Raw genomic sequence first — 12,182 nt, forward strand, 5'->3', positions numbered from 1 at the left:
CCGCAAAAGGTTAAAAGAAGAACAATAAGAAAAGATCCGCAACCTTTACCAATGACGGATAAAGGCGGAAAAATAATGGCCAGTAATACTCTCCAAAAACTCATAGTGCAGGTTTAATGAATTACCCCGCCTTATTACAGGACAGGTGTACTTATTGGACGCAATAATTTGTATTATGTTACAAGAAAAAAGTTCAAATTTTAAAAGAAATTTATAATTAATAAGCTACAGGCCCTGTGATTACAGGGCCTATATAAACAATTAAAAAAATAAACAACTTTAAAGACTTCTACGATGAAATTATAAAGAATTTTTATCAGCTTCTGACATTATACAAAGACCTTCAAGGGTATCCTCAATATCACCAGGAGTACTCATTATTTTCATAAATGTACCCATTGTTAGATCGGGCCATGATAAAGCAATGCGGTATTTCCCGTGAAGCATTGTTGCCGTTTTACCCTGAAGAATTATCTCATAAGGCATAGCCGCAATATGTTCTTCCCCAATTATTGGCAAGAAATAGGCCTCTCCGTCTTCCTTACTTCTTAAGCCCACACCAAATACGGCAACCTTTTCGTCACTGTAAAGAATCTTATAGACCTGCAAGGTTTCCCCCTTTTCAGCTTTTAGATTAGCTTCAATTACCCTAAGCCCTTCTTCAAATGAAGAAAATTCATTGAGTGTAACAGGATCTGTGAAATACGGCATCATTATTTTATAATGATATTTTTTCAATTTATCGGCTTCTATAGCGCCCCCAAAAGGTGTGAAATCATTACCGACAGATGCAAAAGCAGTTCTTAGATCCTTACTAAATTTATCGAAAGTAGATTTATTCTGGTCATAACTATCCCTTAAATAGGCTCTAAAAAAATAGTCCGGATTTGTATATGAGATACTTACAATATCATTTTTTTGGACCAAACCAATCTTTAAAGCGGCAGCCAGCGCTCCTCTGTCGGCTACTTTAACAACTGTGTTCTTTATATCCGGCCTTGTAAATACTATAACTTTCAGAGAGTTCTTATTTGAAGGGTTATAGGTCCCCAGAATTGTAAATGAATTTTCTCTAAGCACAGCCAAGACATCCTCTGATACCTGCTGAATACTGTTTTTCGATTTGCCAATTTCAATATATGGTGCAATTTCCTGACTACTTGAATGTAATGCGAAACCTACCAATGCTACAAAGCTTAATACGATTTTTTTCATTTTTTAAAGAATTTATATAAAAACTAGATTTGGCGTGATTGCCATTTTTTCCTATTTAAGTAAAGAGAAATCTCAAAATTTGTCGTGATTTCTTCAACAAAAGCCGTCCATTTGAAATAAAGAGCAAATGAAATGAAGATTGTATAATTAATCTATGATTTTTATCATGATTAAGAATTAGTTTATTCATAGAAAACCCATTTAATAATAGATTGAAAATATTGGATTGATAGATTAGCTCATTGTACCTATATTTGCAGCTTTAACGACCAATTTATGCAACTTTCTGAGCAAGAAATCGTAAGAAGGGAAAAATTGAACAAACTTCGGGAAATGGGAATTAATCCCTACCCTGCAGCTTTGTTCCCCATAGACAGCACATCTGCAAGTATATCCAATAGCTATGAAGAGGGGAAAAAAGTTATAATTGCGGGGAGGTTAATGTCCAGAAGGATCCAGGGAAAAGCTTCATTCGCAGAATTGCAGGATAGTGAAGGACGAGTTCAAGTCTATTTTAACCGTGATGAAATTTGTCCTGGAGATGATAAAGTCAAATACAATGAAGTTTATAAAAAACTGCTCGATATTGGTGACATCATTGGAATAGAAGGAGAACTATTTATTACCCAGGTCGGGGAGAAAACCGTAATGGTTAAAGATTTTACGATCCTAAGTAAAGCCTTGAGGCCTTTACCCCTTCCCAAAAAAGATGCAGAAGGCAATGTCTATGATGAGTTTAACGATCCCGAGCAACGCTATCGCCAGCGCTATGTAGATCTGGCGGTCAATCCTTCCGTTAAAGATACGTTCATAAAGCGAACTAAAATAACCAATAGTATCCGTGAGTTTTTAAATGATAAGGGATATTTAGAAGTAGAAACTCCTATTTTGCAGCCCATACCTGGAGGAGCGGCTGCCAGACCCTTTATAACCCATCATAATGCTCTGGATATACCCCTTTACCTCCGAATAGCTAATGAGCTTTATCTAAAGCGACTCATTGTTGGTGGTTTTGACGGCGTATATGAGTTTTCTAAGGATTTCAGAAATGAAGGGATGGACCGAACCCATAATCCCGAATTCACGATCATGGAGCTTTATGTTGCTTACAAGGATTACTTTTGGATGATGGACACTACGGAACAGTTGTTGGAAAAAGTGGCTATAGACGCCAATGGTTCAACTGAAGTTACTATGGGTGAGAAAGAGATCGATTTTAAGGCGCCCTATCCACGTATTCCAATCCTTGAAGCCATTAAAAAGCATACAGGTTACGAAGTTGCAGGGATGGATGAAAAATCGCTCCGCGATGTAGCGATAAAATTAGGTATAGAAGCAGACGAAAGTATGGGGGTTGGAAAGCTCATTGATGAGATTTTTGGTGAAAAATGTGAGCATCACTACATTCAACCCACTTTCATTATAGATTACCCAAAAGAAATGAGTCCGCTTACTAAGGAACACAGGACGAATCCAGCCTTAACAGAGCGGTTTGAACTTATGATTAACGGGAAGGAAATTGCCAACGCTTACTCAGAATTAAATGATCCTATTGATCAGCGTGATCGCTTTGAAGAACAGTTAAAACTGTCGGAAAAAGGCGATGATGAAGCCATGTTTATTGATCAGGATTTTATTAGGGCCCTGGAATACGGAATGCCCCCCACATCGGGGATTGGTATCGGTGTAGACCGCCTGGTCATGCTGTTAACAAATAATGCCTCTATTCAGGAAGTTTTGTTCTTTCCTCAAATGCGGCCCGAAAAAAAGCCCCTGGAATTAAATGAAAGTGAAAAAGCAATTTATAATATCTTAAAAACCCATAAATCCATGCCCTTAGCCGATTTAAAAGAAGCTGCCGGATTAAGCAATAAAGCGTGGGACAAAAGTCTTAAAGGATTGAATAAATTAGGGTTAACCAAGGTGGTAAAAGAGGGCGATACACTTATTTGTAAATTAAATGAATAATAAAAAGGATATTTTATTCTTAGTTATTTCATTATCAGCATTTTAAACCTTGTGTATTTCATCGAATGAGTGTTAAAAATTGAAATAAAGACTCCGGTATTTTCGTTATAATAATAGAATCCCAAATCTGTTTTTATGAAGAAAATCTACTTTCTAATCATTTTGGCAGCATTTTTCACTTCCTGTTCAAAGGACGCACCTCCTTCTGACCCTGATCCTAACTCAACATTAGAGGCATGTTTTGAGGTGAGCAAAGAGATCCTTTTGGTAGGCGAAAACCTGCAAATAAACAACTGTTCTGTAGGAGCTATTGCATACTCCTATAATCTTGGCAACGGAGAAACACGTTCTGAAGAAAACCCTACTGTAGTTTACGGAAAGCCAGGAGATTACACCATCGCCTTAACGGTTTCCAATGAAGCTATGGAGACTAAAACTGTTTCCCGGCAAATTCTGGTGAACGACGCTATAGTGCAAGACTTTTTTATTTTCCCGGATATAGCAGACGGGTTTAATGGAATCCCTATGGAAACTGGTATAAATCCGGTAAATGGTTTAATCTATTCTATTGAACTTTTGGAAGACCTGGCAGGCACTGGAGGTTCTAAATTTTATTATCGGGAATTAGATGAAAATTATATATCCTCCTCAAATTATTTGGCAGACAAACCTTATAATTCTAATAGTGCTTTTGTTAACTTTTATCCGAGTGGAAATATGAATTTTGTGTTTTCCAGAACACTGGATGGCCTTTATGGAACTCAGGAAGTCACCTATAGCAATGCGTGGAATTTTATGAATGGCATTAGTCCATCAACCAAACACAGTTATGGTTTCCTGGCAGAAGGCACGAACTTCTATTACTTTGGTACAGAAGAAGATGGTGGCATCTACAAAACGGCTGTTGAGACAAGGAATTCTTCAGGCGATGCATTCGCGGTGGTTCTCAATTCATTTGGGGGTGCAGATTCCATGATAGGTGACATGATTAAGGTCGAAAACGGTTATCTTGCTTTTGGAGCAGTTTTCAGTAAAAATGATACCAATCCGAAAATAACAAATTATAAACCCTTGTTAATCTTCTTTGACATTGGTCTAAATGTTACTTCCCATCTTATATATGAGGATTCTGTATTGGACTCCAAAATCAGTTCTGCTAATGACCTGAACGGAAGTTATCATTTAGAACAGCTTTCAAACGGAAATATCGCGATGTATGCTAATGGTGAACTCACTGTTGCTAATGCAACCGGTACCATGATATCATCATCTTATTTTGAAGGAACAATGAATAATCAGGCAATGGTGTCCTTAGGAGATTCCTTTGTATTGTCCAGCGAGGAGAATTTAAGAAAATTTGACCAAAATGGAAGTCAAATTAAAGAACTTAATTATCCGGGCAATTATCTGCCTGAAATACTAAACATAAATGGCAATTTATTTTTTATTGCCGGATTTGATATAGAAGGAGAGGTAAAATTGTTATACGGATTAACAGACAATGACCTGAATCCTGTTAATTTGAATGAGTAGCCTTTTACAGAAATTTTAAAAGGGAGCAAGCTTGCTCCCTTTTATTTTTAAAACTAAAGTAAAAGGTATAGTTTAGAGCCTAAAATAAACTGAATGGGCTTTAACAGGAAACTAGGACTTATATCGGGTCCGCTTCTTTTCTTCATTTTTGCAAATTTACCAAACTTTATTCCCGAAAATGAAAGTGCTAATAGCGTTATTGCAGTTGCCTTATGGATGGTCATCTGGTGGATTACTGAAGCCGTTTCCATTTCAGTAACTGCACTTTTACCCCTTGTGCTTTTCCCTGTTATGGAAATAATGTCGATAACAGATGTGGGCGCCAATTATGGAAGTCCAATTATTTTCTTGTTTTTCGGAGGGTTTGTTTTGGCATTGGCATTGGAAAAGGTAAATCTCCATAAACGCATAGCTCTCAACATTATTAAAATTACAGGCACTACCCCCAATAAGGTGGTGCTGGGTTTCATGATAGCAACGGCTTCATTGAGCATGTGGATAAGTAATACTGCAAGTACAGTAGTTATGCTCCCAATAGCCATGTCTGTAATAGGTTTACTAATTAATGACGAAGACGGTTATACTAAAAATGATCAGAATTTTGCCCTTAGCGTCATGCTTGGCATAGCTTTTTCTGCAAATGCCGGAGGCATTGCCACTGTTATTGGAACTCCTCCCAACTCCGTTATGATAGGGCTATTAGAAAATGAGTATAACATAGAGATCTCCTTTCTAAAATGGATGACCCTAGGGCTCCCTTTCTCTATAATATTATTAATAATATCTTACCTGGTTCTGGTAAAATGGATGTTTCCAAACAGACAACTTAAGTTCAAGGCATCCAAGGATGTAATAAACTCAGAATTAAAAAAATTAGGCCCTATTTCAGGTAAGGAAAAAATGGTTTTGGTTATTTTCGGGATAACGGTATTTCTATGGATTTTCAGAACCCTGATAAACAAAATATTCCCGGGTTTAGGACTTTCAGATACAATAATTAGTATGTTGGCTGCAATTTCTCTTTTTGCGGTTCCCTATAATATCAGAAAAGGCGATTTTATTATCAACTGGAATGACACTCAAAAATTGGCCTGGGGTATTCTCATTCTATTCGGAGGCGGACTGGCCCTTGCAAAGGGAATGTCTGTAAGCGGTATTGTAGATATTGTCTCCAACGCCATTGCTACCAGTGAGATAAGTATTCTGTTTACGGCTTCGCTCCTCATAATACTAATGCTATTTATGACCGAATTGATGAGCAATGTTGCCCTGGTCGCCGTTTTGGCACCTGTAGTCGCAGGAATTGCGATTGGCTTAGGCATACCAATAATATACCTGTTGATCCCGGTGACAATTGCCAGTAGTTGTGCATTTATGTTGCCAATGGCCACCCCACCTAATGCAATTGTTTTTGCCAGTGGTTATATTAAGGTTCACCAAATGGCAAAAGTTGGAATTGTTTTAAACCTTATCGCTGTTGTCTTATTGATACTGGTTTTCCAATATGTAATCCCAATATTGTTTTAATAAAAAAGCCCCGATACAATGATCAGGGCCTCTTAGTATAGTATTGTAAAAATTAATACAAAGAATTATAGTTTATTGAAGAAGTTCTTGAATACGGATTAAAGTCAGCAGGCAAATGCTCTACTGTATCTATCTCCAGGTGTATTTCGTCCATTGGATCAATATAACTCACATTTCGAAAATCCGACGGATTTGCAAACACATCAAAATGTCTTGGTAAATTTTTTTCAAAATCCATATACACATAAACATCCTCCACATAAGAAATTGAATTCAGATCAAAATAATATTGATAAGGATCGAAATCTTCCGGAAGATATTCTGATGTATTGAAACCAAGATCAAAATCTTCTTCTTCTATATATTCAATGCTGCTAATATCAAAATGCTTTTCATCACCTTTTGGATTCTGAGCATTTATCCCGTTGATAGTTGCTACTATCAAAAAGCTGCTTACTATTGTTTTTAAATTTTTCATAACGCTATAAGGTTAATATTTTATACAAAGTTAAAACAAGGAAATGCGCCTATTATTGCTATTCAGATAGTATTAACAATTGCCCAAATTCAGTTGAAAAACGATTTTCTTAGTCTCTATAGATAAAACTTATGGATTTTTCATAAAAGCTAGATAATATCTATCAAAAAACGAGTATCCATACCAGGTTTTTAACAATTTGAAAATGCATTTTTTCAAGTTAAATTTTTGTTAAACACACTCTATAAGGTAGCAGTGCATAAGATATAACACTAAAAAAGCCTTTGCAGAGCAAAGACTTTTATGGCGACTAACCCAATAAATCGATAGAAATAAGATCTTCTATCCCCTTATTATCTTGATAAAGGATCAAATCCAGCTGGTAAATAATCCTCAGTACTAAAATCAAAATCTAATTCTCCTTCATCTTCTATATACTCTACAGAATCAAGATCCAAATAGAATTCATAGGGATCAAAATCTTCCGGTAGATATGTTGTTGTATCGAAGCCCAGGTCAATAGCTTCGTCTTCTTCTATATAATTAATTCCATCTATTCCGTTAGGATTTGCATATGCATTAAAATTTGCTGGTAAATACTCTTCCGTATCAAACCCCAGGTCTGTCATTTCCTCGTCAATAAACTCAATAGCGTTTACATCAAAATAAACATTATAAGGATCAAAGCCTTCAGGCAGATACTCAGCTGTATCAAATCCCAGCTCTATAGAAGGCTCTTCTTCAATAAATACAATTTCAGACACTTTTAAATCCTCCGGAGCATTTACCATAATTCTGCTTACAAGTTTAGGAGCTTTCCATATAGTTTCAGTCTCCATAGCAAGTAGTTCAAGGCCATTTACATCTTCTATACTTACATGAATACTATCTTCCGATGTTGTACAATTCGAGGTCAATTTGTTTTCTTGCGGTGTGGTGGTTGTGCCCAGCATTACCAATCCACATAATATTAATAATTTGTTCATTATAATTTGTTTTTTGTTGATCGTTGTTTGAATATAAGACGGTCGAAAAATCAATTTGTTACACTATTAGCTTTTGTTTAACAGTCAAAACTTTTATTTTTAACACTAATTGCTAATGTGCTTTTTGTATTTATATTGCTGTTTGCCTGATAGTTATATTCTCATAAAACAATACTGTAAAAAAAAATATGCTTATGATATTATTAACAATAGTTTCGATTAATTTTTCAGTTCTTTGGCCAATTCGAAACAAAAAAACAGCACTTTTCCATGACTTACAGAACTCTACCAATACTTTTATTGGCAATAGTTGTTTTAGGGATCCCAAACAATATTGATGCACAAGTCTTTAAAAAGAAAAAGACTAAAACAGAGCAAAAAGAAGAAAAATCAAGTTTAAAAAAGGATAAGATACAGCCTTATGCCAAAGTAATTACCAAAGACGCCATTACAGATAAGGGCCTATTTAATGTTCACGTGGTAGAGGATAAACATCTTTATGAAATTCCCGATTCCCTTTTTAACAGGGAAATGTTGATGGTAAGCAGAATTTCCAAAACTGCATCGGGAATTGGATTTGGAGGTGGAAAAATTAATACTCAGGTATTGCGTTGGGAAAAGAAACCTAAAAAAGTACTATTGCGCGTTGTTAGTTATAATGTAGTAGCAGACGACTCGCTTCCGGTACATGAAGCGGTGGTAAATTCTAATTTTGAACCAGTTTTATATGCGTTTGATATTAAAGCCTTCAAAAAAGATTCTCTAAATCCTGCGACAGTAATAGATGTTGAACAGTTATTCATCAAAGATGTTGAAGCCATAGGCATGCCAGAGTCATACCGAAAGCGTTACAAGGTATCGAAATTGGACGAGAGCAGGAGCTATATAGAATCTATAAAAAGCTATCCGCTAAATCTGGAGGCAAGACATGTAAAGACCTATAATGCTGCTAGTCCGCCTTCAAATGCGAGCCTTGGATCTATCTCGATTGAAATAAATAACTCTATGATTCTTTTACCGAAAACGCCTATGAAAAGACGTTATTTTGATAAACGGGTGGGCTGGTTTTCCAGGGGTCAAACAGATTACGGACTGGATGCACAGGAAAGTAAAACCATAAAATACCTGGACAGATGGCGCCTGGAAGTTAAAGAAGAGGACCTTGAAAAGTTTAGACGAGGTGAATTGGTGGAGCCCAAAAAACCTATAGTATATTATGTTGACAGAGCTACTCCAAAAAAATGGATCCCATATATTAAGCAAGGTATAGAAGACTGGCAGGTAGCTTTTGAAAGTGCAGGGTTTAAAAATGCTATTCTGGCCAAAGACCCTCCATCCAAAGAAGAAGATCCGGATTGGTCACCTGAAGATGTGAGATATTCCGTGGTTAGGTATTTAGCTTCTCCTATTCCTAATGCCAATGGACCTCATGTTAGCGACCCCAGAAGTGGAGAAATTTTAGAATCGGATATCAATTGGTATCATAATGTTATGTCTCTACTGCGCAATTGGTTTTTTGTTCAGACGGCTGCAATAAATGATGACGCAAGAGGCCTTGCCTTTAAGGATGAAGTTATGGGACGACTTATACGCTTTGTTTCATCCCATGAGGTTGGTCATACGTTAGGATTACCACATAATATGGGGAGTAGCGTGGCCTACCCGGTTGATTCATTGCGCTCTGTATCCTTTACCAGAACATATGGAACCGCTCCATCAATTATGGACTATGCCCGTTTTAATTATGTAGCGCAACCTGAAGATGGTGATGTTGCACTTATGCCTAATATTGGTATTTATGATAAATATGCCATCAAATGGGGCTACAAACCTATCTTAAACAAAACAGATAAAGAAGAGAAGAAAATTCTGGACAGTTGGATTATGGAACATTCGGGAGACCCGCTTTACCGTTTTGGCCACCAGCAGGCAGGTGATGTGATTGACCCAAGTTCTCAGACGGAAGATTTGGGGGATAATGCAATAAAAGCAGGCAAATATGGGATTGAGAATTTAAAAAGGATTGTTCCAAATTTGATTAAATGGACCGAGGAGGATGGAAAAGACTATGATGATCTTGAAAAATTATACGGACAGGTGGTTGGGCAATTCAACAGATATATGGGACATGTCTCAAATAATATAGGTGGTGTTTATGAATATTATAAGACGTATGACCAGGAGGGTAGAGTATATACTCCCGTTCCCAAAGAACACCAGAAGAACTGTATGCAATTTCTTCAGGAACAAATATTTACCACGCCAGAATGGTTATTAGACGATGAGTTGTTTGGGAGAATAGAATACTCAGGATCTGTTGAAAGGGTAAGGGCTTTGCAAGCAAGATCTTTAAACAATTTGCTTAGTCTGGGAAGAATGGCCCGGCTTATAGAACAGGAAACTCAATTAGGCACTGATGCATATTCCTTAAATACCATGATGAATGATTTGAGCAAGGGTATTTGGTCCGAACTCAAAAGTGGCCGTAAAATTGACACTTACAGAAGAAATCTGCAGAAAGCACATATAGATAGGTTAGAATTCCTTATGACTGCCGAAAGCAATACTAAAAAGCCGGCTAATGGAGGCTATCGAAAGGCTACGGTTATAAACACCAGTCAGTCTGACATCAGGTCTGTTGCAAGAGCAGAATTGAACAGTCTAAAAAGGAACATAGCCAATGCCATCCCAAGAACATCTGATAACATGAGTAAATATCATTTACAGGATGTAATAGCACGCATAGATCAAATACTAAACCCAGTGCCTTCTCGCTAGTAGCTATCGGTGAATTACCTTATTTAAGCTATTAAATGTAAAGTGTTTTTACATAAAATCCGCGCAGAATTAGCGCAGACCACAAATAATAGGTTTTTAACACCAATAAAAAAGACATTCACAACAATCATTCGATCTGGTTTAGTATTGGTTATATCTTAGTATTGAACAAAAACCCCGGAATTATGTCTTATAAATTTAAAAGTCTGCTTTATTTTGTTTGTTTTGTATTATCTGCATTTACCTACTATGGTTTAGATAGCAATGAAAATCAGGAACAACAATATACGGCAGTAGAGGTCGTAGAAATTACCAATGAAAATTTAAAACCCACATTCTTAATTGAATTAGAAGATCTTAATTAGTAAATCAAATCCATATATAAATTCCCAAATCAAAGGGTTCGGTATAAACCGGGCCCTTTTTGTTTTTACCCATAAATATTTAAAATATTCTGCATTGGATTCACTAGACCATATTCTCAGCAGTGTTAAAGTTTTTATAATATCAAAAGATGATTTAAACCAAATAATGAATTAATAATCCAAGGTGTATAATAAAAACATAAACACATGAAAAAAGTATTAGTAACAACCGTATTATTAATTGGAATGATGGGCTATTCTCAAAGAGGCCAGCATTTTGATAGTGAACAAAGGGGCATGAAAGATATGTCTCCGGAACAAATAGCCGTACTTAAGACAAAGAAGATGACTTTGGCTCTGGATTTAAATACGGCTCAACAAAAGGAAATTCAAACGCTAAATTTGGAAAATGCCAAAGAGCGGGAGGCTTTAATGTTGGAACGGAAGGTGAAAAAGGAACAAGCGGAACAATCCAAACCAAGTGCTGATGAACGCTTTGACTTTCAAAATGAACGATTGGATAGGATGATTGCCCAAAAAGGAAAGATGAAACAAATTCTGTCCGAAGAACAATTTCAAAAATGGGAACGCATAAATCATCATCACAGAAGTCATAGAAAAGACGGTAACAGAGAACATAACTCCGGGAGGAGGCATGGCAAATAAGTCTTGATTCTTAAAGAAAACGGGGTGTAGAATAAAGTATAACTATTCTATATTCCGTTTCTTTATTAATAAGGCCTTTTATACCAAATCAGGAGCAACCTTCTTTAAGGCTTCGATTGTACTATCCAAATCCTTATAGCTAATAGCATCATTTAAGAAATAGCTTTCAAAGGCACTCGGTGGCAGATATATTCCTTGCTCTAACATTCCGTGAAAATACTTGCGGAATATCTCATTGTTACCTTTAGCAGAACTGCTAAAATCTATCACTGGATTTTCAGTAAAATGAACCGAAATCATAGATCCAAAACGGTTAATTTGATGAGGAATGCCATGCTCTGTTAACACAGAAGACAGGCCATTATGAAGATAAGCCGTCTTTTGATCAAGGCTATCAAAAATCTCAGGCCTATTATTCAATTCTGTGAGCATAGCAAGTCCGGCGCTCATGGCCAATGGATTACCGCTAAGAGTACCAGCCTGATAAACAGGCCCATCGGGAGCCAGGTGTGCCATTATTTCGTTGCTTGAGGCGAATGCTCCTACAGGAAGACCTCCACCGATAACCTTTCCATAAGTAACGATATCAGCATCTATTCCTAAGACTTCTTGTGCCCCACCACGGCCCAGGCGGAATCCCGTCATTACTTCATCAAAAACCAACAG

11 protein-coding genes are annotated in these 12,182 nt (G+C 36.7%); 6 read left to right on the forward strand and 5 right to left on the reverse strand.

All coding sequences use genetic code 11. The features are described 5' to 3' along the window. The coding region (locus tag WBM60_RS12625) for a YqaE/Pmp3 family membrane protein (protein WP_424283147.1) at positions 1-104 on the reverse strand (104 nt) is incomplete at its 3' end. Between the two features lie 196 nt (positions 105-300). After that, positions 301-1,215 (reverse strand): hypothetical protein, encoded by a 915-nt coding sequence (locus WBM60_RS12630; protein ID WP_424259363.1) that lies wholly within the window; start codon positions 1,213-1,215, stop codon positions 301-303. A 276-nt stretch (positions 1,216-1,491) separates the two neighbouring features. Between WBM60_RS12630 and lysS the strand changes: the two genes are divergently transcribed. The 3 genes from lysS to WBM60_RS12645 all read left to right on the forward strand — a co-directional run bounded on the left by lysS (position 1,492) and on the right by WBM60_RS12645 (position 6,243). Further along, positions 1,492-3,183, forward strand: a complete 1,692-nt coding sequence (gene lysS / locus WBM60_RS12635; RefSeq protein WP_424259362.1) for a lysine--tRNA ligase — start codon at positions 1,492-1,494, stop codon at positions 3,181-3,183. 135 nt (positions 3,184-3,318) lie between these two features. Further along, entirely contained in the window at positions 3,319-4,716 is a 1,398-nt protein-coding gene (locus tag WBM60_RS12640; RefSeq protein ID WP_424277067.1) for a PKD domain-containing protein, read from the forward strand. A 93-nt stretch (positions 4,717-4,809) separates the two neighbouring features. Next, positions 4,810-6,243: an SLC13 family permease gene (locus WBM60_RS12645; protein WP_424259360.1), complete on the forward strand. Its 1,434-nt coding sequence runs from the start codon at positions 4,810-4,812 to the stop codon at positions 6,241-6,243. Between the two features lie 52 nt (positions 6,244-6,295). Here WBM60_RS12645 and WBM60_RS12650 read toward each other — a convergent pair whose 3' ends face one another. Then, positions 6,296-6,721: a hypothetical protein gene (locus WBM60_RS12650; protein WP_424259359.1), complete on the reverse strand. Its 426-nt coding sequence runs from the start codon at positions 6,719-6,721 to the stop codon at positions 6,296-6,298. Between the two features lie 353 nt (positions 6,722-7,074). Beyond that, positions 7,075-7,707, reverse strand: a complete 633-nt coding sequence (locus WBM60_RS12655) for a hypothetical protein (protein ID WP_424259358.1) — start codon at positions 7,705-7,707, stop codon at positions 7,075-7,077. 270 nt (positions 7,708-7,977) lie between these two features. On the opposite strand from WBM60_RS12655, the gene WBM60_RS12660 reads away from it, so the two are divergent. From WBM60_RS12660 to WBM60_RS12670, 3 genes are all read left to right on the forward strand, one after another. Beyond that, entirely contained in the window at positions 7,978-10,485 is a 2,508-nt protein-coding gene (locus WBM60_RS12660) for a zinc-dependent metalloprotease (protein WP_424277066.1), read from the forward strand. 185 nt (positions 10,486-10,670) lie between these two features. Then, the gene (locus WBM60_RS12665) at positions 10,671-10,850 is read left to right on the forward strand and encodes a hypothetical protein (RefSeq protein WP_424259356.1); all 180 of its coding nucleotides are present in this window, start codon (positions 10,671-10,673) and stop codon (positions 10,848-10,850) included. A gap of 207 nt (positions 10,851-11,057) precedes the next feature. Then, on the forward strand, positions 11,058-11,516 hold the full coding sequence (locus WBM60_RS12670; RefSeq protein ID WP_424277065.1) for a hypothetical protein: 459 nt from the start codon (positions 11,058-11,060) through the stop codon (positions 11,514-11,516). A 78-nt stretch (positions 11,517-11,594) separates the two neighbouring features. Here the strand turns inward: WBM60_RS12670 and WBM60_RS12675 are convergent. Then, positions 11,595-12,182, reverse strand: a 588-nt coding sequence (locus tag WBM60_RS12675; RefSeq protein ID WP_424283146.1) for an aminotransferase class III-fold pyridoxal phosphate-dependent enzyme, incomplete at its 5' end; no start/stop codon positions are given.

This window comes from Eudoraea sp. (genome assembly GCF_049669105.1).
GTDB lineage: Bacteria > Bacteroidota > Bacteroidia > Flavobacteriales > Flavobacteriaceae > Eudoraea.